The sequence below is a fragment of the Arthrobacter sp. StoSoilB20 genome, from assembly GCF_019977295.1.
Lineage (GTDB): Bacteria > Actinomycetota > Actinomycetes > Actinomycetales > Micrococcaceae > Arthrobacter > Arthrobacter nicotinovorans_A.
In genome coordinates this window covers 2825665-2851326 of record NZ_AP024651.1, presented here as the reverse complement: position 1 = coordinate 2851326, position 25662 = coordinate 2825665, and the positions used below count along the sequence as shown (strand labels likewise).

The window sequence follows — 25662 nt, the reverse complement described above, 5'->3', positions numbered from 1 at the left end:
TGAGGCCGGCAGCTTCGCTGAAGTGTTCGACGCCGGCAATTTCCATAGCAACGAAAAGGGCCCCACCGGATGGTGGGGCCCTTTTCACGTCTCACTTAGTCAATGCCCGCAGGCAACCGACGCTTAGACGTTCCTGACTGCGATGACGGCATTGTGTCCGCCGAAGCCAAAGGAGTTGCTCAGCGCCACGATGTCACCGGACGGAAGATCACGGACGGACGTCACGACGTCGAGGGGGATCTCAGGATCCTGGTTTTCAAGGTTGATGGTCACCGGTGCCTTGCGCTCGTAGACGGCGAGCACGGTCAGCACCGCTTCAACAGCCCCTGATGCGCCCAAGAGGTGGCCCATCTGCGACTTGGTAGCGGAGACCGCCACATTGTCCACATGAGTTCCCAGAGCGGCACGCAGGGCCGTGTACTCAGGTTTGTCGCCCACCGGAGTGGACGTTGCATGGGCGTTGACGTGGACGACGTCTTCGGCCTGGATGCGGCCATCGAACATGGCAGCCTTCAGCGCCCGGGTGGCACCAAGCCCTTCGGGGTCCGGGGCGGTGATGTGGTAGGCATCCGCGGTAACGGACGTTCCAGCCAGTTCGGCGTAGATCCGGGCGCCACGGGCAAGGGCGTGTTCCTCGGCCTCGAGGACCAGCGCGCCGGCGCCTTCACCCATGACAAAGCCGTCGCGGTCGATGTCGTACGGGCGGGAGGCACGCTCCGGTTCGTCGTTGCGGCGGGACAAGGCCTGCATGGAGGAGAACGCAGCCATGGGCATCGGGTGGATGGCAGCCTCGGCGCCACCGCACACCACAACGTCTGCTTTGCCCGAGCGGATCAGGTCAAGGCCCAGGTGAAGGGCTTCAGTTCCGGAGGCGCAGGCCGACACCGGGGTGTGGGCTCCCGCACGGGCTCCGAGGTCCAGGCTGACCGCCGCTGCTACACCGTTGGGCATGAGCATGGGAACGGTCATGGGCAAGACCCTGCGCGGACCCTTTTCCCTGAGCGTGTCCCACGCATCAAGGAGCGTCCATACGCCGCCGATGCCGGTAGCAAAGGCTACTGCCAGCCGGTCGTGGTCAATGTCTTCAAGGCCGGAGTCAGACCACGCCTCGCGGGCAGCGATCACGCCAAACTGCGTTGAGGGGTCCATGCGCTTTGCCTCTACGCGGCTCAGGACCTCAAGTGCCGGCGTCGAGCACCGGGCAGCAAAGTGGACGGGGAGGTCATACTTGGCCACCCACTCGTCGCCGAGTGTGCGGGCACCGGAGACCCCTTTCAGCGCGTTCTGCCACATTGTGGGTACGTCGCCGCCGATGGGAGTGGTGGCCCCCAGACCGGTTATGACTACTTTGCGTGCCATGCGATCACTCTCTGTCGGATAGCCGTCCCGCCTGAAGCATTACAAGGGGAGGCAAAAAAATCTTTGGGTGTTACTGCGGCTGTGCCGGGCGCGAAGGATGGAGATCCCGGCCCGGCACAGCTGGTGTCAGGACTAGGCCTGTGCGTTGGCGATGAAGCTGACGGCGTCGCCGACGGTCTTGAGGTTCTTGACCTCTTCGTCCGGGATGCGTACGCCGAACTTCTCTTCAGCGTTGACAACGATGGTCATCATGGAGATGGAGTCGATGTCCAGGTCCTCGGTGAAGGACTTGTCGAGCTCTACGGCTTCGGTGGCGAGGCCCGTCTCTTCGTTGACGATTTCAGCCAGGCCGGCCAGGATTTCTTCGTTGCTAGCCATTGTTGGCTCCTTTTCTTGTTGTACCGGCTACTGCCGGAAAGGGGGCAAACCGCGGGTTGCGGTTTGGGTTTGTAAGTCGTATTCAGTTGGCTGGTGAGAACCCGGGATGATTCCCGGTCTACGGCAGAACCACTACTTGGGCACCGAAGACCAGCCCGGCGCCGAACCCGATCTGAAGGGCCAGGCCGCCGCTTAGCCCAGGGTTCTCCTGAAGCAAGCGGTGCGTTGCCAACGGGATGGACGCCGCGGACGTGTTGCCTGCCTGGGCGATGTCACGGCCGATGACAACGGATTCGGGAAGCTTGAGCTTCTTGACCATCTCGTCGATGATCCTCATGTTCGCCTGGTGCGGAACGAAGGCCGCGAGGTCGCTGGCTTCAATTCCGGCTGCGTCGAGCGCCTGCTGGGCGACCTTGGCCATTTCCCAAACTGCCCAGCGGAACACGGTCTGGCCATCTTGCCGGAGTGTCGGCCAAACATCCTGGGTGGCCGAAAGAATGGCGGGATCGTCGATTTCGTCAGAATGCCTTGCGGATTCGCCCAGTTTCTTGACGTCTTCGAGGGAGTGGGTCATGCCGATGGCGTCCCATTTGCTGCCGTCCGAGCCCCATACCGAAGGGCCGATGCCCGGTGTGTCGGACGGACCGACCACAACGGCGCCTGCGCCGTCGCCGAGGAGGAATGAGATGGTGCGTTCATGGTTGTCGATGACATCGGAGAGCTTTTCCGCGCCGACAACCAGGACGTACTGGGCTGCGCCGGAACGCACCAGGGCGTCGGCCTGGGCAACGCCGTAGCAGTATCCCGCACAGGCGGCCGAGATGTCGTAGGCAGGTGCCGGCGTCGCGCCCAAACGTTCGGTGAGGGCCGCAGCAGCCGAGGGAGTGGCGTAAGGGTGTGTCACGGTGGAGACAATCACGGCGCCGAGTTGGGACGCTTCGATTCCAGCTTGCTGGAGTGCCTCCCGCGCAGCGCCTTCAGCCATGTCGATCACGCTGATGTCGGCAGCAGCGCGGTGGCGGGTAATGATGCCGGTGCGCTGGCGGATCCACTCATCCGAGGAATCGATCCACTGGCAGACGTCTTCGTTGGTGACGATGACATCGGGACGGTAGGCGCCTATGCCGAGGATGCGCGCATTCTCGTTGACAACAGTTTTGTTCAGCACGGGAGTGCTCATGCCTGTCCCTCCAATTCTGCGAAGAGCGCCAGGGCCGCGGACAGGTCATCCGGGGTTTTGACGGCGACGGTCTTGACTCCGGGCATGCCGCGCTTGGCAAGGCCGGTCAGGGTGCCGGCAGGGGCGAGTTCGATGACGCCGGTGACGCCGCGTCCCACCATTGTCTCCATGCACTTGTCCCAGCGGACCGGGCGGGAAACCTGGGCGATCAGGCTGTCGACGGCGGCTGGCCCGGCTGTGACTTCCTGGCCGTCGTGGTTTGACAGCAGTGGAACCGTGGGGTTCTGGGGCGAAAGCGAGGGTTTGAGGGCTTCAAGTGCGCTGACTGCAGGTGCCATGTGGGCGGTGTGGAAGGCGCCTGCAACCTTGAGCGGAATCACGCGGGCCTTGGCCGGGGGATTTTCGGCAAGTGCCTTGAGCTGGTCGAAGGTACCTGCTGCGACGGTTTGTCCGGCTCCGTTGACATTTGCCGGCGTTGCGCCAGTGGCTTCGATGGCTGCCAATACTTCAGCGGGGTCTCCGCCCACCACTGCACTCATGCCCGTGGGGGTGACCGCGGCGGCAGCAGCCATGCTGTTGGCGCGTTCCCGCACGAAAGTCATGGCCTCCGCTTCCGTCAGGACACCGGCCAGAGCCGAAGCGGTGATTTCGCCGACCGAGTGGCCGGCGAGGATCACCGGCAGGGTGCTGAGTTCGACGTCGAACAGCGACGTGGCAGCAACGAGTCCGGCCGCAACGATCAGTGGCTGGGCCACCGCAGTGTCCTTGATGGTTTCTTCATCAGAGGTGGTGCCGTGGGCCTTGAGGTCAATGCCTGCGATCTCGCTCAGGTTGGCCAGTTGGCCTTCGACGGAGGGGAGTTCCAGCCAAGGGGCCAAAAATCCGGGGGTCTGGGAGCCCTGTCCAGGGCAGACGATTGCAAGCACGTATCCAGCTTTCCAAATTGCCACGTGATCCACTGGTGTTTTGGTACACCAAGCTCACTGGGTCAGTTTGTAGGAAGTCTACAACGGTTCAGTTCTGTGAACGCGACGCATGACGCTCGGCAGCGGCTTTCGGTTGGGCCGAAAGCCGTCCTACTACCAAGGCGGTTTGGAGCACAAAAGCCTCCCTGGGAAGGAGTGGATCCCAGCCCGTGACGTCGCACACACGCTTCAAACGGTAACGCACAGTGTTGGCATGGACGAACAGTTCACGTGCCGTGGCTTCCAGGGAGTGGCCCAGTTCAAGGTAGGTCCCCAAGGTCTCCACCAGGCCATTTGAGGCGGCCAGCAAGGGACGGTAAATATTCTTGATCAAGGACCTGCGTGCCGCGTCGTCACCGGAGACAACGCGCTCGGGAAGCAGGTCGTCGGCGGCAACGGGTCGCGGGGCGGAGGGCCAGGCGCGGGCGGCAGTGAGGCCCGCGAATGCCGCTTGGGCAGAGCTGCTGGCCTCCAGCAGGGACCCGGCCTCAGGGCCGTAGACCACAGCGCCCGGGGCGAAAAGTTCGCTGAGTTTGAGGTAGGCAGTATCGCGGTCCTGGACGCCGCCAAGGATCAGGATGAGTCGGTCACCCTGAATACCCACCAGGGCGTCCTCGGCAAAACGTCCGGCGGTGCGCCGCAGTTCACTGACGTAGCTGGCACTGGGTTCCGACGGCGAGTTGCCCACCATCACCGTGAACCGCTCCTGGGCTTTCCACCCCAATGCGGCGATCCTTGACCGCAAGGCATCGGTGTTCTCACCACGAAGGATGGCGTCCACGATCAGTGCCTCCAAGCGGGTATCCCAGGAGCCCCGGGACTCGGCAGCCCGGGCGTAGACGTCCGCGGCAGCAAAAGCCACCTCCCGCGAATACCGCAGGACCGCTTCACGCAGTGAGGGCTGATCGGATTCCGGGGCGATCACCGGAACCTGGTCCTCCACCACTTCGACCACGATGCGGATCAACTGCAACGCCTTTTGCAGGCTGATGGAGCGGGTCAGTTCGGTCGGGGCATTGCCGAACACATCGGTAAGGATCCATGAAGGCGAGCTGGGCCGCTCATACCAGGTCACAAACGCCGCGATGCCGTTCTGTGCCACCAGACCCAACGCCGAGCGTTCATCGGAGCTCAAACGGCTGTACCAAGGCAATGACTTCTCGAGCTGCCGCATGGTGCTGGTGGACAATTGGCCCACGTTGGCACGGAGTTGACGCAGAGTTTCGGCCTTTTCCGGCGACAACGCCTGGGTTGCTGCCTTGCGCTTGGTGGTGGTTTTGCTCGGCTCTGCCATGGAATGAGCATACGGCCCATCCCGGACAAGCTCCATTTGTGAGAAGGCTACAACTCGCGTTGTTGCTGATCACAGGTGCGGGAGCCGTCTTCGGCCATGTTTGCGTCGCGCTGCCTGGCTGAACCATCACCACATGGTTAAACCACGACGGCGGCTGCCACCTTTCGGTGGAAGCCGCCGTTGCGTTGGTGCTGGCATTCCCCGCTGCCGGACTATGTCCCGGGGTTCGCCTGCGGGTGGTGCTGCCTGCAGTTGTTAGGCGTCTCCGCCTGCACCGCCGGTGGTGCCGGCATTTACATCCAGGAGCCGGTACTTCTCGATGGCCTTTTCCAGGGCACCTTCTTCAACTTCTCCCTTGGCGGCGAGGAGTTGGAGGGTTTTGGCGACGATGGAGTGGGTGTCGTTTTTGAAGTAGCGGCGTGCGGCTTGGCGGGTGTCGGAGAAGCCGAAGCCGTCTGCTCCGAGGGAGGCGAAGTCGTTGGGGATGAATTGGCGGATTTGGTCGGGGACGGCTTTCATGTAGTCCGAGACTGCGATGACTGGTCCGGTGGTGCCTGCGAGTTGTTCGGTGATGAACGGGGTGCGGGCGGGTTGGCCGGGGTTCAGGAAGGCGTGTTCTTCGGCGGCGAGTCCGTCGCGTCGGAGTTCGTTCCAGGAGGTCACGGAGTAGACGGTGGCGGCGACTCCCCAGTCGTCGTTGAGGATCCGGGCGGCTTCGAGTGCCCAGGGTACGGACACGCCGGAGGCGAGGATGTTCGCGGTGGGCCGGTTGCTGTTGTTCCCGTCTCCGGTGGGGGCTTCGGCGAGGCGGTAGATGCCTTTGAGGAGCCCGTTGATGTCGAGGTTTTCCGGTTCCGCGGGTTGGGTGATGGGTTCGTTGTAGACGGTGAGGTAGTACATCACGTTACGGTCTTCACCGGTGCCGTCTGTGTTGTTTTCGCCGTACATTTCTTCGAGGCCGTGGCGGATGATGTGGCCGATTTCGTAGCCGTAGGCGGGGTCGTAGGTTTTCACGGCGGGGTTGGTGGAGGCCAGGATGGGGGAGTGTCCGTCGGCGTGTTGGAGTCCTTCGCCGGTGAGGGTGGTCCGTCCTGCGGTGGCGCCGATGATGAAGCCGCGGGTCATTTGGTCTGCTGCGGCCCAGAAGGAATCGCCGGTGCGTTGGAAGCCGAACATGGAGTAGAACACGTAGATCGGGACCAGGGGTTCGCCGTGGGTGGCGTAGGCGGTGCCGGCGGCGGTGAAGGCTGCGACGGCTCCGGCTTCGTTGATGCCGGGGTGGATCAGTTGTCCGGCGGGTGATTCTTTGTAGGCCAGGACGAGGTCGCGGTCCACGGAGAGGTAGTTCTGGCCTTTGGGGTTGTAGATTTTCGCGGTCGGGAAGAACGCGTCCATGCCGAAGGTCCGTGATTCGTCCGGGACGACGGGCACGAAGCGTGCGCCGAAGTTTTTGTCCCGCATGAGGTCCTTCAGGAGCCGGACGAAGGCCATGGTGGTCGCGGCTTGTTGTTTGCCGGATCCGCGTTTGGCTACTTCGTAGGACTTCGCTTCGGGCAGGGTCACGGGGGTGTGTTTGCGGCGGCGTTCGGGGACGAACCCGCCAAGTTCTGCCCGGCGGTCCATGAGGTATTTGATTTCCGGGGCGTCCATGCCGGGGTGGTAGTACGGGGGCCGGTAGAGGTCAGCGTCGAGTTGTTCATCGCTGATGGGGATGCGGAGGTGGTCACGGAAGGCTTTGAGGTCTTCCATGGTCAGTTTCTTCATCTGGTGCGTGGCGTTGCGGCCCTCGAAGTGCGGGCCCAGGCCGTAGCCCTTGACGGTTTTGGCCAGGATGACCGTGGGTTTGCCCTTGAACTCGGTCGCTGCCTTGTAGGCGGCGTAGACCTTGCGGTAGTCGTGGCCGCCTCGTTTGAGGCCCCAGATCTGTTCGTCGTCCAAGTCCGCGACCATGTCCTTGGTCTGCGGGGATTTACCGAAGAAGTGTTCACGGACGAACCCGCCGGACTCGGCCTTGTAGGTCTGGTAGTCACCATCGGGGGTTTCGTTCATGATCTTCACCAACGCCCCGTCTTTGTCCGCTTCCAGGAGGTGGTCCCATTCGCGGCCCCAGACGACCTTGATCACGTTCCAGCCCGCGCCGCGGAAGAACGCTTCGAGTTCCTGCATGATTTTGCCGTTGCCGCGGACCGGTCCGTCCAGGCGCTGGAGGTTGCAGTTGATCACGAAGTTCAGGTTGTCCAGGTTCTCGTTCGCGGCGAGCTGGAGCAAGCCACGGGACTCGGGCTCGTCCATTTCCCCGTCACCGAGGAACGCCCAGACCTGCTGGTCCGAGGTGTCCTTGATGCCACGGTTCTGCAGGTACCGGTTGGACTGGGCCTGGTAGATCGCGTTCATCGGGCCGATACCCATCGACACGGTCGGGAATTCCCAGAAATCATGCATCAACCGCGGGTGCGGGTACGAGGACAGGGCATGGCCGGCCTTGGACTTTTCCTGCCGGAACCCGTCCAAATCCTCTTCCGTGAGACGGCCTTCCATGAACGCGCGGGCGTACATGCCAGGGGAAGCGTGGCCCTGGAAGAACACCTGGTCCCCGCCACTGGGGTGGTCCTTGCCGCGGAAGAAGTGGTTGAACCCCACCTCGTACAGGGTCGCGGCACCGGCATAAGTGGAGATATGCCCGCCCACACCAATATCAGCCCGCTGCGCACGGTGGACCATGACCGCGGCGTTCCACCGCATATACGCCCGGTACCGGCGCTCGAACTCCTCGTTACCCGGGAACTCTGCTTCCTGGTCCACCGGGATCGTGTTCACATAATCAGTGGTCGTCACCATCGGCACACCCACCGACCTCGCGCCGGCACGCTGCAACAACGAACGCATAATGTACTGGGCACGCTCGGTACCCTGCTCCGCGATCAACGCATCAAGGGACTCAATCCACTCAGCGGTCTCTTCCGGATCACGATCAGGCAGCTGGGCAGTCAACCCGCTGAGGATGTGTGAGGTCTCTTCTCCTGCAGCCACGTCCAACCTTCCTTTAGGCGCATGCATCGGCGCCTCAGGTCTGGCAGGGTATCTGCCCGTCGTGAACGCGTCGTGTGCGACATCTCGGTTTCAACAGCCCGGTCGGATGCGCCGGGCAGGTCTTGTGAGCGCTTGGCTGCCCAGTAGAATTCATCGGGGCGATCGCCCTGCAGCCAGAGCGCTCATGGCCACTCTAGCTTTCACTGCCCTGCGATGCGTAGCCGTGGGCCCCGAGGGGCGTTGTATGTCACATTTCGGCGGCCCGCGTGACCGAAAGCACGTGGTTGTCAAAGCCCCGAAACGCCCCCGGTAGTGCGGAATGTGGCCTGCGGCAGGGACAATGGCTTGAAGCACACGCCCAAAGGGTGTTGGCTGTTAGTAATGGAAGTCACTTCAAAAGGAGGAAACGTGAGCGAGGCCGACGCCGCCACATCGGTAAATGTGGCGGAACGAATGGGTTTCAAAGATGGGGATCTGATTCAGGAGCGCGGCTACGACGACGACGTCGACTTCGACTTGCGTGACGACATTGAAGATGTCACGGGCTCTGAGCTGCTGGATGAAGACGACCACGACGTAGTAGATGCCGTTGTCTTTTGGTGGCGGGATGGCGACGGTGATCTGGTTGATGCCCTGATGGATTCGCTCACGACACTGAAGGAAGGCGGGGTTGTCTGGGTACTGACCCCTAAATCAGGCCGAGACAACTATGTTTCCCCGGCTGACATCCAGGACGCGGCCCCCACGTCCGGGCTGCACCTGACTACCTCCGCAGGGGTGTCGAAAGACTGGAGTGCCACCCGACTGGTGCCGAAGAAGAACAAGTGATCGATGTCCGACTGGCCCCGGCTCCAGCGGTGACACCGCAGCCGGGCCAACCTGCCCCGGACTTCGAGTTGGTCAACCAATTCGGTGAGCCTGTCCGACTGTCCAATTATCGGGGCAGGAATGTAGTCGTGGTGTTTTACCCCTTCGCATTCTCAGGCATCTGCACGGGTGAACTATGTGAGATCCGCGACAACATTGCGGCGTTCGAAGATTCGAACGCCGTGGTTCTTGCGGTCTCAGTAGACAGCAAGTTCACCCTTCGCGCTTATGCCCAACAGGAAAGCTATGGCTTTGACCTGTTGGCCGATTTTTGGCCTCATGGTGCTGTAGCCCGGACGTACGGAGTTTTCGACGACGTCAGTGGCATGGCGTTGAGGGGAACGTTCATCATCGATGCCGAAGGCATCATTCGCTACGTCGTTGTCAATCCACGCGGCCAGGCGAGGGACTTGGCTGAGTACCGCCAAGCACTCGCGGCGCTGGACGGGCACGGAGCATGACTGACCACCGGCCCGGAGTCGGCATGACAGGTTTTGCCAGCATGGCTCCCGCGCCGGTGTCTCAACTGGATCCCGGGGAAGTCACTGCCGTCAGGCAAGCCGCAGGAATTATTGCGGGAAAGCGTCTAGCTGTCCTGACTGGCGCCGGACTGAGCACCGACTCCGGCATCCCGGATTATCGAGGTCCTGGTTCTGCGCCCCGTAATCCCATGACCTTCCAGGAGTTCATCGGCAGTGAAGCCAACCGGAGGCGCTATTGGGCCCGGAACCATCTGGGATGGTCCCATTTGAGGCACGCGGACCCCAACGCAGGACATGCGGCAGTGGCTCTGATGGAGCGCAGGGGACTGATGACCGGCCTCATTACCCAAAACGTGGACAGGCTTCACGAGGACGCGGGCAGCGTCAACGTGGTGGATTTGCACGGCCGTTTTGATCAGGTGGTTTGTTTGGAGAACGGGCACACCTTCAGCAGGGGGCTCATTGCAGCCATCCTGGAGGAGATTAATCCCGGGTTCCTTGAAGCCGCGATGGAGTCCGGGCTCGTGGAAATGGCCCCGGATGCTGATGCCACAGTTGAGGATCCGGAGCTGATCACGTCATTTGTCATGGCTGTCTGCCCCCGGTGCGGGGGGACGCTCAAGCCAGATTTCGTCTATTTTGGCGAAAACGTGCCCAAGGACCGGGTGGAGCGCGCCTATGCCATGGTGGATCAAGCTGAGGCGCTCCTCGTGGCGGGATCATCGCTGACGGTCCAGAGCGGGTTGCGCTTTGTGCGCCATGCAGCAAAGGCCGGGAAACCTGTGCTCATCATCAACCGCGGAACCACCCGGGGCGATGACTTCGCCACGATGAAACTCGAGCTTGGAGTCAGCGGGGCCTTGGACTATCTGGCCCGGAACCTGCCTGACCTTCCCAGCGGGAATTCGCCGATTGGCATTTCTCCCAATTGATCATGTAGAGTCATTGTTCGTTGGTTGAAGCGCTAAGGCACTGAAGCCGCAAGATGGGTCTTTAGCTCAGCTGGTAGAGCGCCACGTTTACACCGTGGATGTCATCGGTTCGATCCCGGTAGGACCCACAAAGTGAAACCCCGTCAATCCAGGCCTTGCGGCTGGGATTGGCGGGGTTTTTGTATTCCCGGGCCGCAGTGGCCCGTCCAGGGACATAATGTCAGGGCCCGCTCTTAGTGTCCTCTCCATGGAGCACGTGTATATCCGCAGCAGCGCGCAAGGAACACCGGTTGTGGTCGTCAGGGGAAGCCGGGAGTGGCAGATCGTCGTGGAGCCCGTGCGTTGGTTTGAGCGCATTCCCTGGTGGGAGCAATCACGGCGGATGCCGAGGGGACAAGGCCGCGTGGATGTGGAGGTCTGGCAAGTCCAGGTCCGTTTGGGAAACAATGTGCGGTCCGGCATCGCTACATGGGAACTGGTGCGGGACGGTGCAGGTGGGGGCTGGAGCCTCCGGGGCGAAGAAGTGGCCGCGGCCTAGCTTTCCGCGGGGAAATGGATGAGCTCTCCACCACGACTATTGGGGGATGCCGCGGTGGAGAGCTCGAAAATGAATATACAGCGAACTTTTGGGTTTGAAAAGCCGGGCATGGCCATATGCCCGGCCCCGCAGCTGATCGTACGTGAAGAGGCCGATTCTGCCACGGCCCTGCCACTATGATGGGAAGTGTTCAGCTGATTGAACGTAATGAGAGTTCTGACGAAGGAGAATCATGGCAGATTCCCGCACCACCCGTTCTGAAGGGCTGGGCGCTTCGTCGCCGGCGCCGGCCGTGACCCGCGCAGCCGCAGTGCTTGACGCTCTGGCGGGATCTTCATCAGGGCGGCTGACGCTGAGCGACCTTTCCCGTGAACTCGGCATCCCCAAATCATCCACGTCCAATCTCTTGCTGGCATTGGAGGAAGCCCGCCTGATCACCCGCCAGGGCGGAGACTTTGCCTTGGGGCGGAAGCTGGTGGAGCTCGGGGCGGCCTACCTTAGCCGCCTCGATGAAGTTCAGGAGTTCTACAAGTACTGTGAGCAGGCCCCGACGCTTTCCGGCGAGACGGTGCGCATCGCCATGCTCGATGGCGACCACGTGATCTACCTGGCCCGGTACGAGGGGCACCCGGCAGTGAGGCTGACGTCCAACATCGGTGACAAGATGCCTGTGTCCCTGTGCAGTGTAGGAAAAGCCCTCCTGGCACAGCTGCATGATCACGACATTGAGACCATGTTCCCTGATGGCATGGAACTTCCGGTGATGACCCCCAATTCTCTGCGAACCACTGAAGAGCTCAAATCACAGATAGCCGACATCCGGAAGCAGGGATTCGCGTTCGAAGACGAAGAGTCCACGGTAGGCGTGGTTTGCCTGGCAGTGCCCGTACCAACGCACGGTGCCCACGGCCCAAGCCTGGGGTTGTCGGTAACTGCCCTGAAGGCGACCTATTCCCAGGAGCAAGGGGCATTGATGGTTAAAGAGCTCAAGGAGTTGGCCCGCTCGCTGGGCAATCCCATGGGGTAGCGGCTGGTCAATCAACTCACTCAACTCAAGCACTCAATCAACTCCATCAGATTAAATCTGATTACAACCTTGGCAGTTGGTTCAACAAGCTGTACGCTGTTCATCATAGTGATCTTGGCGGTTATGCCATCACTATCTCGCCGGGCCAACGGGGGCCTGGGGTGATTTTGAGGGAGTGCTTGTGATAACTCGTACTAATGCACAGATTGCAGCTGAGGCTGACGATGCTGTGGTTGCGCCGGAACAGCTGCGCCGGGCTACCTTGGCCAGTTCGGTTGGTTCAGCCTTGGAGTACTACGACTTCTACATTTATGGTCTGGCTTCCGCGCTGATTTTTGGCCCATTGTTCTTTTCGCCTCTCGGCCCGGACGGTGCTTTGATCGCCTCCTTCGCCACATATGGTGTCGGTTTCGCCGCCCGCCCCTTTGGTGGGTTGATCTTTGGCTACATCGGGGACCGGTTCGGCCGGAAGATGGTTCTGATCCTGACCATCGCTTTGATGGGTACAGCAAGCTTCGCCATTGGGTTGCTGCCCACCTTCGAGCAGGCCGGAATGCTCGGCGCTGTGCTGCTGGTGACGTTGCGAATCATCCAGGGACTCGGTGCCGGCGCCGAGCAGGCAGGCGCCACCACGCTGATCTCCGAGGTAGCTCCGCGTCGTCGTCGTGGGTTCTTCGCCTCGTTGCCATTCGTGGGCATCCAGTTGGGAACCCTTCTGGGCGCGGGGACGTTTGCCTTGATCGCCATGGCTGACAAGGAAGTCCTGCAAGGTTGGCTGTGGCGCGTACCGTTCCTGGCAAGCTTCATCCTGATTGCTGTGGCCATCTTCATCCGCCTCAAGCTCAAGGAGACTCCTGCCTTCCAGGAGTTGGAAAAGCACAAGAACGTGGTCAAGAACCCGATCGGTGCGCTGTGGAAGCACTCCAAGAAGAATGTGCTCCTGGGCATTGGGCTCCGTATGGGAGAAAACGGCAACTCGTCCATCTACTCGGCGTTGCTGGTGTCATTCATGAGCATGCCCGCCGGTGTCTTTGCCGGAAACAACTCGATTGGTCCTGTGGGCCTGTTGATCGCCGCAGGCTTTGCTGCAGTCCTGGTGGTGACGTTCGGTGCACTGTCCGATAAGTACGGCCGTGTTCAGGTGTACCGTTACGGCGCACTCTTCCAGGCAATCATTGCTGTTCCTGCCTTCTACTTGGTCACTTTGGGCAACGTCACCCTCGTATGGGTTGTCATGGCTGTGGGCATCGCTATCGGTGTCCAGTCAATGCTCGGCCCCCAGTGTGCGCTGCTTCCGGAACTCTTCGGCTCCCAGTACCGCTTTACCGGTGTGGCAATGAGCCGCGAGATCTCAGCCGTCCTGGCTGGTGGCCTCGCACCACTGCTGGGTGCGCTGATGTTGGCAGCGACCAACCACTCGTGGCTGGTGTTGGCTATCTACTCACTGGTCCTGGCGCTCATTTCCTTCGTCACCACGTTCTTCACCCCGGAGACGGCGGGCCGCGACCTCGTCAGCACAGAAGACGCCAAGTAGCGTCCCGGCACAACTGCGTCCGGCACAACTGCGTCCGGCACAACAGCAGCGCGGCACCCTCCACTCGGAGAGTGCCGCGCTGTTGTCGTCCAGGTTGCTTTCAACGTCCTATTCCGGTTCGGCCCGCGTCGGCCTGAATACCTTGCCCGAAAGGGGAGCGGTGGCGAACCATCCCGTACCTTCACCGGGCGCGCGGGCGGCAAGGGCCTGGAAGGCTCTCTCCTTCTCTGCCTGTGCCGCAGCTGCAAGGGCGTCGAAGGCAGCAACGGCGGTGGCGTTGGGCGCCTTCGTCCCATGGAATCGGCGTGCCTGCGCGCTATCCCCGTAGGGCTTGAATTCAACTTCGTAGCCGTCGCCTAGTTCGTCCGCCACCCGCTGGGCCAGGCGCTGACCTTCTACGGTGTACTTGGCAGCTCTTTCCGTTGACTTCCAGGTAAAGTCCCGAGTCAAGGAATCGTAGTAGAACTGTTCCCAGTCCCGGAGTTCATGCACCAGTTCCTCCGTAAACCCGGTGAGGGAGTACTCGATGGGAACATCAAGCCAGAGCGCCGTATCCCCGTAGTCCGGAAAGAAGCGCACCACAGTGCGTTGCGGGATCTCCGAGGCGTTCATGTGGCGATGCTACGCCGTCCGATACAACAAAGGCACGGCCAAAACTGCCATGGCCGTGCCTTTGCACTGAACTTACGTAAGCCCGTGGGCGAACCGAGGATTAGTAGAAGTGGATGGGGTCCACCAGGTGGGGCAGTTCGCCGCCGGCCAGGAAGGTACGAAGGTTGCTGCAGAACCGTTCCGCGATGAGGCGGTTCTCGGCGGCGCTCAGGGCGGAAGTGTGCGGGGACACCAGGACCTTGGGGTGGCTCCACAGGGGACTGTCCTGGGGGAGTGGTTCGACGGCAAAGACGTCCAGGCAGGCATAGGAAACCTGTCCGTTGTCCAGTGCTTCAAGCAGGGCGTCCTCGTCCACCACCGTTCCGCGACCCACATTGACGAATACTGTTCCGGGCTTCATGGCGTTGAAGATGTCGTTATTGAACAGCTTCTCCGTGTAGGGGGTGCCGGGAAGGGTGTTCACCACAGCATCGGCGTCGGCGAGCAATCCGGGCAGGCCGTCGTTATCGGTGACCTCATCAATGCCCTCGATGGCCCCGACGTTGCGTTTGGTGCCGCTGACCTTCATCCCGAGGGCGCGCGCAATCCGTGCTGTTTCCATCCCGATTTCCCCCAGGCCGGCAATGACCAGTTTGGAGCCATTGGCCAACTTGGTGGGGGTGCGCAGCTCGGGCCAGGATTTGGCTGCCTGGTCCTGTGTCATCTCTGCGCTGCGCTTGAAACCGCTGAGGATGCCGAACGCGGAGAACTCGGCCAACGGAAGTGCATGGACTCCGGCTGAGGTGGTGACGTGGAACTTCTGCAGGGTTTCGGTATCCAGGCCTGAAGCCTTGACCGCTCCACCGGCTCCTGCGGCCATGGCGTGGATCCACGCCAGGTGCGGGTTCTCCACAGCGATGCGCGCCAGGCCGGCGGGGCTTTCGTTGGGGAAGCCGTAAAGAACCTGGGCCCGGTTCAGCATGGCCCAGTAGCGTTCCTCCTGCTCGGGCGTCCGCTTGAAAGCGGGGTCGCCGGCATGATCGGCCGGGAAGCGCTCCGGAGGGAGCAGTTCGGGATCGTAGAGAACTGTTACGGAGGGATCTACAGCGCGGATCAGCTCTACGTGCTCTGCTTCGAGCGGCACAGCGATGGCGATGGTAAGTTCATCAGTCGTCATAGTGTTCATCATACTGAATGGAGGCTAGGATATTGAACAGTTTCCTGAAGATGAACCACAAAGAAGTGAGGTGTTACCTGCAGTGATCAGCAAACGTGTGGGCTTCGTGGGCCTGGGACTCATGGGAGCGCCCATGGCCGCCAACATCGCCCAAGCCGGATGGAACATCACCGCCTGGAACCGCTCTCCGGCCGCCTTTGACAACCTCCCCAACGTTGGGCGGGCGGAAAGCGTTGCTGCACTGCGCGACGAAGAGGCGATGATCTTCATGCTTCCCGACCTTCCCTTCATCGAAGAAGCTGCTGTGGACCTGCTTGAATCATGGCGGAACGAACCGCCCAAGCCGGGTACCGCCGTCGTCATCATGAGCAGCGTCTCGCCAACAGGGGTCCAGCAGTTCGGGGAGGCCGTACACCAGGCAAGCCACGGCAACGCGGCAGTGGTGGACGCCCCGGTCAGTGGCGGTACGGCTGGTGCGGAAAGCGGAACCCTGGCCATCATGGTGGGCGGCTCCGAACCCCAATTCCAGGACCTGTTGCCGCTGCTTCGTGCCATGGGAACCACTGTCCGGAGGATGGGCCCCCTCGGGGCGGGTTCGCTTGCCAAAGCCTGCAACCAACTGATTGTCGGAACCACGACGGCGGCACTTGCCGAAGCGGCCGAGCTCGCCGAACGCTCCGGCATGGATGTGCAGGCCCTCTTTGACGTCCTGTCCGGAGGGCTGGCCGGCAGCCGGGTGCTGGACAACGTTGGCCCCCGCCTGGCCGCCAAGGACTATGCGCCCACCGGCCCCGCCAAGTTCATGCATAAGGATCTTGGCTTTGTCCTGGGCAGCGCGGCAGCCGTTGGCTCGGCCGTTCCCTTGGCGAGCGCAGCCCTTGACCTCTACGCCGAACTCAAACGCCAGGGCCTGGGCGACCAGGACCTTTCAGTGGTTCGTCAAACCATCGCAAACCTGAGCGGCGAAAACCAAGTTTCGTCCAACATCAACTAAACGGCGCAACGACAAAGGAATGAAGAGCAAACATGACTGGACCTTTTGATCTGACCGGGCGGGTTGCCTTGGTGACAGGCTCAAGCAGGGGAATAGGCAATGCCCTGGCCAGGGGATTGGCCGATGCCGGGGCCACGGTGGTGTTGAACGGCATCAACCCGGAACGGCTGGAAGCTGCCCACGCAGCCATGGCTGCCGACTATCCCGCCGCCCAGGTGCACAGCCGCGCCTTCGACGTCACGGACGCCACCTCCGCCGCTGAGGGCGTTGCCTGGATAGAACAGAACGTCGGCCCGTTGGAGATCCTGGTGAACAACGCAGGAATCCAGCACCGCGTCCCCATACTGGATTTGGACGTCAAGGACTGGGACCGGGTCATCACCACGGACCTGACCAGCGCTTTCCTGGTAGGCAGGGAAGCTGCCAGGCATATGATTCCCCGGGGACGGGGAAAGATCATCAATATCTGTTCGGTCCAGACGGACCTGGCCCGTCCCACCATCGCCCCCTATGTTGCCGCCAAGGGCGGGCTGCGGAACCTGACCCGCGCCATGACGGCTGAATGGGCCGCCTCCGGCCTGCAGATCAACGGCATAGCACCGGGGTACATCCACACAGAAATGACGCAGAACCTGGTGGACGATCCCGACTTCAACTCCTGGATCCTTGGCCGCACCCCTGCCAACCGCTGGGGAACAGTGGCTGATCTCGCCGGACCAGTGGTGTGGCTCTCATCGCAGGCATCCAACTTTGTCAACGGCCAGACGATCTTCGTCGACGGCGGAATGACGGTGGTGGTCTGATGGGCATCACTCTTCCGGCTTCCGGCCCCGCTGTGGTGGCCCACGGCAAAGGCGATCTCCGCATCGAGGATATTCCGCTCACTGCCCCAGGACCCGCCGAGGCGATCGTTGAGATCGCGTACGGCGGCATCTGTGGCTCGGACCTCCACTACTGGTTGCATGGCGCCGCAGGAGAATCGATCCTCAAAGATCCCATGGTCCTTGGACACGAGATTGTGGGAACAGTGCTTCAGCAGGCAGCGGATGGTTCGGGCCCCGCCGCGGGTACTCCGGTGGCCGTCCACCCCGCGACTCCGGCGGCCGGTGATGCCAGATATCCGGAGGACCGGCCCAACCTCTCGCCGGGCTGCACGTACCTGGGCAGTGCTGCCCGGCATCCGCATACCGACGGCGCATTCAGCCGCTACGCCAACCTGCCCTCCAGGATGCTCCGCCCGCTGCCGGCAAACCTTGACCTCCGTACTGCCGCGCTGGTGGAGCCCGCCAGCGTCGCCTGGCATGCCGTCTCCCGCGCCGGAGACGTCGCCGGAAAGTCGGCCCTGGTCATCGGCAGCGGCCCCATCGGTGCGCTCGCCGTCGCCGTCCTCAAGCGCGCCGGCGCGGCCAGGATCGTCGCCGTGGACATGCATGACAAACCATTGGAGATTGCCCGTGCTGTTGGCGCCGACGAGGTCCTCAAGGGCGACCAAGCCGAGGCCATTGCGGCGGTGGATGCCGACGTCGTCATCGAATCCTCGGGAAGCCACTTCGGTCTCGCCTCGGCCATCAAGGGTGCCACCCGTGGAGGAAAAGTGGTGATGGTTGGCCTCCTGCCCTCAGGCCCGCAGCCGGTTTTTATCTCCCTTGCCATTACCCGCGAGCTGGAACTCCTTGGCTCGTTCCGTTTCAACGACGAAATTGACCACGTTATTACAGCTTTGGCGGACGGCTCGTTGTTTGTGGACCCTGTTGTGACCCACGAATTCGACCTCGCCCACGGCCTGGAGGCCTTTGAGGTGGCCAGGAACTCCGCGGAGTCCGGAAAGGTCCTGTTGAACTTCGGCTAGCTGTCAGTTCCTGGAGACGGGGACGAATACGCGGGGCTGGTCATCCCAACTGGGTGCCAGCTCCGCAATGGTCTGCCGCATGATCCTGGCTGCGGCGTCGCGCGCTACCGGGCCGTCACCGGCGTCGATGGCGTGGGCGACGTCCATGTGCCATTGGAGTGCCTGCTTCTGGGGATGCTCGGGCATGAGGCCGTGCACCGTACGGCCGGTGAGCGTCTCGGTGACCTGGCCAATGAGGTTGGCGAACATCTCATTGCCTGAACCCGACAGCACCAGGGCGTGGAAACGGATATCGAGGTCCAGGAACGTTGCCATGTCGCCGGCATCGCCGGCTTCCTTCATGGCCAGGGATATCTGCACCAGCTCCTGACGGAGGCTCTCCGGTGCATTGCCTGCGGCCAGTTCGGCGGCTACAGGCTCGACGGCGGAACGCAGCTCCGCGAGTGATCGCAGCTGGGCGCCCCGCCCCTCGCCGGCCAGCCGCCAACGAATGACCAAGGGGTCGAACGGATTCCAGCGGTGGGCAGGAAGGACCCTGATGCCCACCCGCTTGATGGTCTCCACGAGGCCGAGCGATTGCAAAACGCGGACAGCTTCACGGACTACCGAGCGGGAGACCTTGAGTTCGTCTTCCAGGTGCTCCGCCAACATCACATGGCCGGCAGGCAAGGCGCCGCCGACAATCCGGGTTCCCAGGTGCTCGACGGCGCGGTGGTGGAGGCTGGTTGACATAGAGGTAAGCATAATGGCGCGGAGAGCGCGCGCGTGCAGGATCCGGCGTCACATGCCCGTCCTTGCCGGAGCCGGATCCGGCGCGCGTCATAGACTGTTTATGACGCGGGGAGCTTCCACAACGTGGGCACCGCTTTCCCGCCCACGGTTTTAATACGTATGGTTTATTACAGCCCCTGGTTTTGAAATCGCTTCCTGCATGCCCCGGAGGGTGCGCGGAACTGTTTGCACACGAACGAATTGGAGTTTTGATGTCAGCACACATCGGTGTCACCGGCCTTGCGGTGATGGGCGCCAACCTGGCCCGCAACCTCGCCCGCAACGGCTTCACCGTGGCTCTTCACAACCGCTCCGTTGAAAAGACTGACGCCCTGCTCGAAAAGCACGGCACCGACGGCGACTTCATCCGCACCGAAACCCTGCAGGAACTCGTCGACTCGCTCGAAAAGCCCCGCCGCGTCCTCATCATGGTTAAGGCCGGCGCTCCGGTGGACAACGTAATCGAGCAACTCGAACCGCTGCTCGAAGCCGGTGACATCATCATTGATGCCGGTAACTCCCACTACGAAGACACCCGCCGTCGCGAAGCCGCGCTGGCCAAGAAGGACCTGCACTTCGTAGGCGTCGGTGTGTCCGGTGGCGAAGAAGGTGCCTTGAACGGCCCGTCCATCATGCCCGGCGGCTCGCGTGAGTCCTACGACGCCCTCGGTCCGCTGCTGGAAAAGATTTCGGCAAAGGTCGACGGCGAACCCTGCTGCGCATGGATCGGCACCGACGGCGCCGGCCACTTCGTCAAGATGGTCCACAATGGCATCGAATACGCCGACATGCAGGTCATCGGTGAAGCATTCGACCTCCTCCGCTCCGGCGCCGGCATCGAGCCCGCCGAGCAGTCCAAGATCTTCGCTGAATGGAACAAGGGCGATCTGTCCTCCTTCCTGATCGAAATCTCTGCCGAGGTCCTGGGCCACGTTGACGCCAAGACGGGCAAGCCGTTCGTGGACGTCGTGGTCGATGCTGCAGGCCAGAAGGGCACGGGCCGCTGGACGGTCATTTCCGCCCTGGAACTTGGTTCCCCGGTCTCCGGCATCGCCGAGTCCGTCTTCGCCCGCGCACTCTCGTCCCAGACCGAGCAGCGCAAGCTTGGCCAGGAACTGCTCGCCGGCGAAGAAGCCTCCGTGGAAATCCCCGAGACTTTCGTCGAGGACGTCCGCCAGGCACTCTACGCCTCCAAGCTGGTCTCCTACGCCCAGGGCCTGGACATGCTGACCTCCGCTGCCAAGGAGTACGGCTGGGACCTCAAGCTGGATGAAATCGCTTCGCTCTGGCGTGCCGGCTGCATCATCCGTGCAGAGCTGCTCAAGGACATCACCAAGGCCTACGCAGCCGAGGAGAAGCCCGCAAACCTGCTGTTCGCACCGGCCTTCACCAAGGCCATCGCCGAGGCACTCCCGGCGTGGCGCCGCGTGGTAGCCACGGCAGTTCAGCTGGGCATCCCCGTACCGGTGTTCTCCTCCTCCCTGGCCTACTATGACGGCCTGCGCCGCAAGCGCGTCGCTGCTGCCCTGATCCAGGGCCAGCGCGACCTCTTTGGTGCCCACACCTACGGCCGCGTGGACACCGAGGGCACGTTCCACACGCTCTGGGGCGAAGACAAGTCCGAAATCTCGGCAGTCGACACCCACTAGCATCGCGTTCACCGTCAAAGGCCGGCCCACCCCAGTTACGCTGGGGTGGGCCGGCCTTTGCCGTATCTGAACTGCCCAGCCGTTCCTGAACAGCCCTGCCGTTGCTGAACAGCCCTGCCGAACCTGAACAACCCAGCCGTACCCGAACAGAAGGAGAGCCGTGATGGCATCACGCGTTGCGCTCGTCACTGGCGCATCCACAGGAATCGGTTTCGACACCGCGATCGCCCTCCGGGCCGCAGGATTCACGGTCTACGCCGGCGCTCGACGGGTCGATAAAATGGAGCCGCTGGCCAGCCGCGGCATCACGGTGTTGTCCTTGGATGTCCAATCGGAAGAATCAATGGCGTCGGCAGTGGCATTCATCGAAGCGGCCCATGGGCACCTTGACGTGCTGGTCAACAATGCCGGTTACGGCTCCTATGGCTCACTTGAAGAAGTCCCGTTGGCCGAGGGGAGGCGTCAGTTCGAGGTCAACGTCATGGGCCTGGCAAGAATGACCCAACTCGTGCTCCCTGCAATGCGCAAGGCACGTGCAGGCCGGATCATCAACGTGACGTCAATCGGTGGAAAAATATATGAACCGCTGGGGGCCTGGTATCACGCAACCAAGTTCGCCGTGGAGGGTATGAGTGATTCACTGCGCCTGGAACTGAAGCCGTTCGGCATCGACGTCGTGATCATCGAACCATCCGGGACCAAGAGTGAATGGGGCACCATTGCGGGGGAGGGGCTGCTGGCCACGTCCGGCGACGGGCCCTACCAGCAGCAAGCCCATGTTGTTGCCGCTGCGCTGGCGTCGACCGCAGGTGAAGGCCACATCTTGTCCACACCGGCACGGGTTGTTGCAAATGTGATCGTCCGGGCCGCAACGGCAAAACGCCCCAGGACCCGCTACCCGGTGGGCAGGGGAGCCTGGAGCGTCCTGGCGCTGCGAAGGATCCTTCCGGACCGGGCCTTCGATGCCGTCTTCTGGAATTTCTACAGAAGGCTCGCTGGCTAGATCCGGTACTCGATGTAATACTCTGCCGGGTCCACGGCCGGCTTCGTTTCTGACCGGGCATCGCGGTGCCGCCACGTGGCCGGAATGCCGGTGATGATGGACTCCGGAGGCGCGTCCTTGACTACCACGGCATTGGCGCCGATCGCGCTGCCGGCCCCGATGGTGATAGGGCCAAGCACCTTCGCCCCGGCGCCGATGGTGACACGGTCCCCGATGGTGGGATGCCGCTTGACTTTGGCCAGTGATCGTCCGCCCAGCGTTACACCGTGGTAGATCATCACGTCTTCGCCGATTTCGGCGGTTTCCCCGATCACCACACCCATGCCGTGGTCGATGAAGAACCTGCGGCCAATGGTGGCACCAGGATGGATTTCGATACCCGTCATGAACCTGGCCAGCTGGGAGATCAAGCGCGCCGGAAAACGAAGCGCCGGGTTCTGCCACAGCCGGTGCGTTACCCGGTGGGCCCAGATGGCGTGCAGGCCGGAGTATGCGAAAAAGTTCTCAAAAGATCCTCGAGCCGCCGGGTCGTGTGACCGGGCGGCGTCGAGGTCTTCCTTAAGCCTTGCGAAGAAGCTCACAAAGACCTTTCTACAGGAAATGAAGGAATGCAGGCGTCGTGTCAGCCGCGGATGTCGTCGAAGAGCACAGTGGAGATGTAACGCTCTCCAAAGTCGCAGACGACGGCAACAATCAACTTGCCGGCGTTCTCAGGACGCTTGGCAAGCTCGAGGGCACCCCACACGATGGCACCGGAGGAAATGCCACCGAGGATGCCTTCACGGGCTCCGAGTTCACGGGCAACGCGGACGGAGTCTTCCAACGTGGCATCCAGGACTTCGTCGTAAACATTGGTGTCCAGGATTTCGGGAACAAAGTTGGCGCCAATGCCCTGGATCTTGTGGGGTCCCGGAGCGCCGCCGTTGAGGATGGCGGAGTCCTTGGGCTCGATGGCCACAATCTGTACGCCGGGCTTGCGTTCCTTAAGTACCTGGCCGACGCCGGTGATGGTTCCGCCGGTGCCTACGCCCGCAACGAAGATGTCCACTTCACCGTCGGTGTCTTCCCAGACTTCCTCGGCGGTGGTGGCGCGGTGGATGGCCGGGTTGGCTTCATTGGCGAACTGCTGCGCCCAAATGGAGTTCTCGGTGTTGGCAACGATTTCCTGGGCCTTTTCGACGGCGCCGCGCATGCCTTCGGATCCGGGCGTCAGGACGATCTCGGCACCGTAAGCGCGCAACATGACGCGGCGCTCTGTGGACATGGTCTCCGGCATGGTCAGGATGACCTTGTAGCCACGTGCTGCGCCCACCAGTGCCAAGGCGATGCCGGTGTTGCCGGAGGTACCTTCGACGATGGTTCCGCCGGGCTTCAAGGCGCCGGACTTTTCGGCAGCGTCAATGATGGCCACACCGATGCGGTCCTTGACGCTGTTGGCCGGGTTGTAGAACTCGAGCTTGACCGCAACCGTGGCGTCGAGGCCTTCGGTGAGCCGGTTCAAACGGACCAGCGGAGTGCGGCCTACCAGCTGCGTGACGTCGTCGTAGATCCTTGCCATGAAAATTACGCCTATCTCTGAAGAGGGAATGCTGAGGTCAGCCTAACCAGCCGGATCGAAACACCGCTAAGCAGTAAGCCATGCAGAGTAATATTTCCGGGCCTTTGCCAGTTTCGGGTTAATAATCACCTGGCAATATCCCTGGTACGGGAATTTGGCGTAGTAATTCTGGTGGACTTCCTCGGCCTCATGGAATTCGGGGAGCCTGCTGACCTCGGTCACAATCGGATCGGACCACAGGGCCTGGGCCCGCTCGATGGCCTCCTCGAACAACACCTTTTCTTCCGTGGTGGTGTAGAACATCGAGGACCTGTACTGGGTTCCAACGTCATAACCCTGCCGGTTCAAGGTGGTGGGGTCATGCAGGGCAAAGAACATGTCCAGGATGACCTCTTGCGGAACTATGGTCTCGTCGAACGTTACTGCCACCACTTCGGCATGCCCCGTAGTTCCGGAACAGACCTGGTAGTAGTCGGGGTTGCGGACATGGCCGCCTGTGTAGCCCGAGACAACCGAGCTGACACCGCGGGTTTTCTGGTAAACGGCGTCCAGGCACCAGAAGCAGCCACCGCCAAGTACGAAAGTTTTCATGTTCTCTTCAATGGATGGGAGGGCTTGATGATTCCCGCTTCACCTTACGGGAGAATTACGGCACCTGGCAGGTACTTCGGGCGAGCGGACCACCTCATCCGCCGTCGGAGGTCCGAAGTAGGGAAGAATAAGAGCATGGAAGCAGTAAACACCGGCATTTCTGATGCGGATTCGGTCGACGATGACCAAACAGTTGAAGAGGACCAGACAGGTGCCGCCAGCGGTGATCCCACGCTAGGCCAGGTCTTACTGGCGGTTGAGGAACTCTGGCCTGAGTCATTGGCGGAGGACTGGGACGAAGTGGGCTTGGTGGTAGGGCGCCCCAACGTTCCCGTTACCAAGGTCCTTTTTGCGGTGGACCCCACGTTGGATGTTATTGATGAAGCCATTGAGTGGGGCGCCGGGTTGTTGATTACCCACCATCCGCTGCTCCTTAAAGGGGTGAATTCGGTAGCCGCCACCTCGGCAAAGGGCCTGGCGGTCCACCGGTTGATCGAGGCCGGGACCGGACTCCTGACCGTCCATACCAACGGGGATTCCGCCGTCGGAGGAGTTTCGGACGTCCTTGCCGACGCTTTTGGACTTGAGAACGTGTCCCCGCTGACACCCGCTGCCAACGGCTTGCCTGAAGAAGGCATAGGCCGGGTGGGCGACCTGCCGGAACTCGCCACCCTCGGCGACTTTGCGGCGAGGGTCTTCGAAATGCTTCCGGCAGTGGCCGGTGGTGTCCGCGTTGCCGGGGACAAGGACGGACTGGTCCGGCGGGTCGCCGTGTGCGGTGGGGCCGGAGACAGCCTGTTCGACGCGGTGCGTGCCAGCAACGCCGACGTGTATGTCACCGCGGACATGCGCCACCATCCGGCCTCGGAAGCCCGTGAGGGAGCAAGCAACGGGCGCCCCTACCTGATTGACGTTTCGCATTTTGCCAGCGAATGGCTTTGGCTGCCCGCCGCAGCCGAAGCGCTGGGAAACGTCCTAGCGGACCAAGGCTATGACGTCGAAATCCGCGTCAGCAGCACCAACAGCGATCCTTGGGACTTCATACTCACTCCCGGCGGGGACTAGAGTCTAGAAGGATACGGGCAGCCCCAACAGAACGGGGTTGATCCGGCCGGAACTGATCCCCAGGCCCGGCAGCGACAAGCGGAGGTAAGCGTGGCGAAAGCAGCACCGGCAGAACAACTGAAATTGCTTGAACTGCAGGGGCTGGATGCCAAGCTTAAATCGCTGGCCGGTCGTCGGCGGGTCTTTGAAACCGATCCCCGGATCAAGGACCTCACGGATGCGCTGACCGTTGCCAATGGTGAACTCGGCGCGGCAAAGGTGGCCGTCCGTGACGCCGAGGCTGAGCTTCGGCGTGCGGAGGCGGACGTGGAGCAGGTTGCCACCCGGATCGAACGTGACGAAACGCGGCTTAACAGTGGCACGGGACTGTCCAAGGACCTGGTGGCACTTCAAAATGACATCGCCTCGCTGAACAAGCGCCGCTCGGACCTTGAGGACGTTGAACTTGAGATCCTGGAGCGGCTGGACACGCTGCGTGAGCGTCAGGCCGCCCAGCAGGCGATTGTCGATGACATCCAGGGCTCCTTCGGCAGCATCCGCGCTGAGCTGGATGAAGCCATTGCCGAGATTGCAGCTGAAGAAACCGTGGTTCGGGGCCAGCGCGCAGCGTTCGCCGACACCCTTGATGCCGGGCTGCTGGCAGTGTACGAGAAGACCATTGCCAAGCGTGGCGTCGGTGCTGCGCGCCTGTTCCACGGCAAGTCCGAGGGCTCGGGCATGATGCTCAGCCCCGGCGACCTTGCCGAGGTCAAGGCCGCAGCCGAGGACGAGATCGTTTTTTGCCCGGACTCAGGGGTCATCCTGGTCCGTTCGGCCGAGTGGAACTGA

25 protein-coding genes and 1 tRNA gene are annotated in these 25662 nt (G+C 62.0%); 14 read left to right on the top strand and 12 right to left on the bottom strand.

The genetic code is table 11. The annotated features are described in order from the left end of the window. Window positions 1-123 precede the first annotated feature (123 nt). The 6 genes from LDN85_RS12890 to aceE form a co-directional block, all read right to left on the bottom strand. Window positions 124-1359 (bottom strand): beta-ketoacyl-[acyl-carrier-protein] synthase II, encoded by a 1236-nt coding sequence (locus LDN85_RS12890; protein WP_026540274.1) that lies wholly within the window; start codon window positions 1357-1359, stop codon window positions 124-126. Window positions 1360-1491: 132 nt separating this feature from the next. Then, on the bottom strand, window positions 1492-1737 hold the full coding sequence (locus tag LDN85_RS12885) for an acyl carrier protein (protein ID WP_011692310.1): 246 nt from the start codon (window positions 1735-1737) through the stop codon (window positions 1492-1494). A 118-nt stretch (window positions 1738-1855) separates the two neighbouring features. Continuing rightward, window positions 1856-2917, bottom strand: coding sequence for a beta-ketoacyl-ACP synthase III (locus tag LDN85_RS12880; protein WP_026540275.1), 1062 nt, complete (start codon window positions 2915-2917; stop codon window positions 1856-1858). After that, window positions 2914-3843, bottom strand: a complete 930-nt coding sequence (locus LDN85_RS12875) for an ACP S-malonyltransferase (RefSeq protein ID WP_223943253.1) — start codon at window positions 3841-3843, stop codon at window positions 2914-2916. The genes LDN85_RS12880 and LDN85_RS12875 overlap by 4 nt, the downstream gene beginning before the upstream one ends. Before the next feature lie 88 nt (window positions 3844-3931). Then, window positions 3932-5176, bottom strand: a complete 1245-nt coding sequence (locus LDN85_RS12870; RefSeq protein WP_026540277.1) for a helix-turn-helix domain-containing protein — start codon at window positions 5174-5176, stop codon at window positions 3932-3934. A gap of 255 nt (window positions 5177-5431) precedes the next feature. Continuing rightward, on the bottom strand, window positions 5432-8233 hold the full coding sequence (gene aceE / locus LDN85_RS12865; RefSeq protein ID WP_223943252.1) for a pyruvate dehydrogenase (acetyl-transferring), homodimeric type: 2802 nt from the start codon (window positions 8231-8233) through the stop codon (window positions 5432-5434). 381 nt (window positions 8234-8614) lie between these two features. Here aceE and LDN85_RS12860 point away from each other — a divergent pair, with 381 nt between their 5' ends. From LDN85_RS12860 to LDN85_RS12830, 7 genes are all read left to right on the top strand, one after another. Continuing rightward, on the top strand, window positions 8615-9034 hold the full coding sequence (locus LDN85_RS12860) for a DUF3052 domain-containing protein (RefSeq protein WP_026542347.1): 420 nt from the start codon (window positions 8615-8617) through the stop codon (window positions 9032-9034). Then, window positions 9031-9534 carry a peroxiredoxin gene (locus LDN85_RS12855; protein ID WP_223943251.1) on the top strand — a complete coding sequence of 168 codons (504 nt, stop codon included), beginning with the start codon at window positions 9031-9033 and terminating at the stop codon, window positions 9532-9534. The genes LDN85_RS12860 and LDN85_RS12855 overlap by 4 nt, the downstream gene beginning before the upstream one ends. Further along, the gene (locus tag LDN85_RS12850; RefSeq protein WP_223943250.1) at window positions 9531-10487 is read left to right on the top strand and encodes an NAD-dependent protein deacetylase; all 957 of its coding nucleotides are present in this window, start codon (window positions 9531-9533) and stop codon (window positions 10485-10487) included. The genes LDN85_RS12855 and LDN85_RS12850 overlap by 4 nt, the downstream gene beginning before the upstream one ends. Before the next feature lie 55 nt (window positions 10488-10542). After that, a tRNA-Val gene (locus tag LDN85_RS12845) sits at window positions 10543-10615 on the top strand. Between the two features lie 119 nt (window positions 10616-10734). Beyond that, the gene (locus LDN85_RS12840) at window positions 10735-11025 is read left to right on the top strand and encodes a hypothetical protein (RefSeq protein ID WP_035761159.1); all 291 of its coding nucleotides are present in this window, start codon (window positions 10735-10737) and stop codon (window positions 11023-11025) included. A 232-nt stretch (window positions 11026-11257) separates the two neighbouring features. Continuing rightward, window positions 11258-12052: an IclR family transcriptional regulator gene (locus tag LDN85_RS12835; protein WP_026542351.1), complete on the top strand. Its 795-nt coding sequence runs from the start codon at window positions 11258-11260 to the stop codon at window positions 12050-12052. Between the two features lie 175 nt (window positions 12053-12227). Beyond that, entirely contained in the window at window positions 12228-13586 is a 1359-nt protein-coding gene (locus tag LDN85_RS12830; protein WP_223943249.1) for an MFS transporter, read from the top strand. 108 nt (window positions 13587-13694) lie between these two features. Here LDN85_RS12830 and LDN85_RS12825 read toward each other — a convergent pair whose 3' ends face one another. Beyond that, a complete protein-coding gene (locus LDN85_RS12825; RefSeq protein ID WP_223943248.1) occupies window positions 13695-14198 on the bottom strand; it encodes a hypothetical protein in 504 nt (167 codons plus the stop codon). Window positions 14199-14298: 100 nt separating this feature from the next. After that, complete coding sequence (locus LDN85_RS12820) at window positions 14299-15366, bottom strand: D-2-hydroxyacid dehydrogenase (RefSeq protein WP_223943247.1); 1068 nt, start codon at window positions 15364-15366, stop codon at window positions 14299-14301. Between the two features lie 70 nt (window positions 15367-15436). On the opposite strand from LDN85_RS12820, the gene LDN85_RS12815 reads away from it, so the two are divergent. The 3 genes from LDN85_RS12815 to LDN85_RS12805 are packed head-to-tail and all read left to right on the top strand — an operon-like array spanning window position 15437 to window position 18197. Beyond that, window positions 15437-16348, top strand: a complete 912-nt coding sequence (locus LDN85_RS12815) for an NAD(P)-dependent oxidoreductase (protein WP_223943246.1) — start codon at window positions 15437-15439, stop codon at window positions 16346-16348. Window positions 16349-16380: 32 nt separating this feature from the next. After that, entirely contained in the window at window positions 16381-17151 is a 771-nt protein-coding gene (locus tag LDN85_RS12810; RefSeq protein ID WP_223943245.1) for an SDR family oxidoreductase, read from the top strand. Next, window positions 17151-18197: an L-idonate 5-dehydrogenase gene (locus LDN85_RS12805; protein WP_223943244.1), complete on the top strand. Its 1047-nt coding sequence runs from the start codon at window positions 17151-17153 to the stop codon at window positions 18195-18197. The genes LDN85_RS12810 and LDN85_RS12805 overlap by 1 nt, the downstream gene beginning before the upstream one ends. Before the next feature lie 3 nt (window positions 18198-18200). Here LDN85_RS12805 and LDN85_RS12800 read toward each other — a convergent pair whose 3' ends face one another. Continuing rightward, window positions 18201-18929, bottom strand: coding sequence for an FCD domain-containing protein (locus tag LDN85_RS12800; protein ID WP_223943243.1), 729 nt, complete (start codon window positions 18927-18929; stop codon window positions 18201-18203). 251 nt (window positions 18930-19180) lie between these two features. Between LDN85_RS12800 and gndA the strand changes: the two genes are divergently transcribed. Together gndA and LDN85_RS12790 are read left to right on the top strand one after the other, a co-directional pair. Next, window positions 19181-20617 carry an NADP-dependent phosphogluconate dehydrogenase gene (gene gndA, locus LDN85_RS12795; RefSeq protein WP_014922062.1) on the top strand — a complete coding sequence of 479 codons (1437 nt, stop codon included), beginning with the start codon at window positions 19181-19183 and terminating at the stop codon, window positions 20615-20617. A gap of 163 nt (window positions 20618-20780) precedes the next feature. Then, window positions 20781-21620, top strand: a complete 840-nt coding sequence (locus tag LDN85_RS12790) for an oxidoreductase (protein ID WP_223943242.1) — start codon at window positions 20781-20783, stop codon at window positions 21618-21620. Here the strand turns inward: LDN85_RS12790 and epsC are convergent. From epsC to msrA, 3 genes are all read right to left on the bottom strand, one after another. Continuing rightward, window positions 21617-22201 carry a serine O-acetyltransferase EpsC gene (gene epsC / locus LDN85_RS12785; RefSeq protein ID WP_026542360.1) on the bottom strand — a complete coding sequence of 195 codons (585 nt, stop codon included), beginning with the start codon at window positions 22199-22201 and terminating at the stop codon, window positions 21617-21619. The genes LDN85_RS12790 and epsC overlap by 4 nt on opposite strands. A 41-nt stretch (window positions 22202-22242) precedes the next feature. After that, the gene (gene cysK, locus LDN85_RS12780) at window positions 22243-23178 is read right to left on the bottom strand and encodes a cysteine synthase A (RefSeq protein WP_024817121.1); all 936 of its coding nucleotides are present in this window, start codon (window positions 23176-23178) and stop codon (window positions 22243-22245) included. A 66-nt stretch (window positions 23179-23244) separates the two neighbouring features. Then, on the bottom strand, window positions 23245-23769 hold the full coding sequence (gene msrA, locus LDN85_RS12775; RefSeq protein ID WP_026542361.1) for a peptide-methionine (S)-S-oxide reductase MsrA: 525 nt from the start codon (window positions 23767-23769) through the stop codon (window positions 23245-23247). 135 nt (window positions 23770-23904) lie between these two features. Between msrA and LDN85_RS12770 the strand changes: the two genes are divergently transcribed. Together LDN85_RS12770 and LDN85_RS12765 are read left to right on the top strand one after the other, a co-directional pair. Then, window positions 23905-24834, top strand: a complete 930-nt coding sequence (locus tag LDN85_RS12770; protein ID WP_035761162.1) for a Nif3-like dinuclear metal center hexameric protein — start codon at window positions 23905-23907, stop codon at window positions 24832-24834. A gap of 90 nt (window positions 24835-24924) precedes the next feature. After that, window positions 24925-25662, top strand: a complete 738-nt coding sequence (locus LDN85_RS12765) for a C4-type zinc ribbon domain-containing protein (RefSeq protein WP_223943241.1) — start codon at window positions 24925-24927, stop codon at window positions 25660-25662.

Coding starts and splice junctions, on each gene's coding strand:
- LDN85_RS12890 (WP_026540274.1), bottom strand. CDS start 1,359: ATGGCACGCAAAGTAGTCATAACCGGTCTGGGGGCCACCACTCCCATC.
- LDN85_RS12885 (WP_011692310.1), bottom strand. CDS start 1,737: ATGGCTAGCAACGAAGAAATCCTGGCCGGCCTGGCTGAAATCGTCAAC.
- LDN85_RS12880 (WP_026540275.1), bottom strand. CDS start 2,917: ATGAGCACTCCCGTGCTGAACAAAACTGTTGTCAACGAGAATGCGCGC.
- LDN85_RS12870 (WP_026540277.1), bottom strand. CDS start 5,176: ATGGCAGAGCCGAGCAAAACCACCACCAAGCGCAAGGCAGCAACCCAG.
- aceE (WP_223943252.1), bottom strand. CDS start 8,233: ATGCATGCGCCTAAAGGAAGGTTGGACGTGGCTGCAGGAGAAGAGACC.
- LDN85_RS12850 (WP_223943250.1), top strand. CDS start 9,531: ATGACTGACCACCGGCCCGGAGTCGGCATGACAGGTTTTGCCAGCATG.
- LDN85_RS12840 (WP_035761159.1), top strand. CDS start 10,735: ATGGAGCACGTGTATATCCGCAGCAGCGCGCAAGGAACACCGGTTGTG.
- LDN85_RS12835 (WP_026542351.1), top strand. CDS start 11,258: ATGGCAGATTCCCGCACCACCCGTTCTGAAGGGCTGGGCGCTTCGTCG.
- LDN85_RS12825 (WP_223943248.1), bottom strand. CDS start 14,198: ATGAACGCCTCGGAGATCCCGCAACGCACTGTGGTGCGCTTCTTTCCG.
- LDN85_RS12820 (WP_223943247.1), bottom strand. CDS start 15,366: ATGATGAACACTATGACGACTGATGAACTTACCATCGCCATCGCTGTG.
- LDN85_RS12810 (WP_223943245.1), top strand. CDS start 16,381: ATGACTGGACCTTTTGATCTGACCGGGCGGGTTGCCTTGGTGACAGGC.
- LDN85_RS12805 (WP_223943244.1), top strand. CDS start 17,151: ATGGGCATCACTCTTCCGGCTTCCGGCCCCGCTGTGGTGGCCCACGGC.
- LDN85_RS12800 (WP_223943243.1), bottom strand. CDS start 18,929: ATGTCAACCAGCCTCCACCACCGCGCCGTCGAGCACCTGGGAACCCGG.
- gndA (WP_014922062.1), top strand. CDS start 19,181: ATGTCAGCACACATCGGTGTCACCGGCCTTGCGGTGATGGGCGCCAAC.
- LDN85_RS12790 (WP_223943242.1), top strand. CDS start 20,781: ATGGCATCACGCGTTGCGCTCGTCACTGGCGCATCCACAGGAATCGGT.
- cysK (WP_024817121.1), bottom strand. CDS start 23,178: ATGGCAAGGATCTACGACGACGTCACGCAGCTGGTAGGCCGCACTCCG.
- msrA (WP_026542361.1), bottom strand. CDS start 23,769: ATGAAAACTTTCGTACTTGGCGGTGGCTGCTTCTGGTGCCTGGACGCC.
- LDN85_RS12770 (WP_035761162.1), top strand. CDS start 23,905: ATGGAAGCAGTAAACACCGGCATTTCTGATGCGGATTCGGTCGACGAT.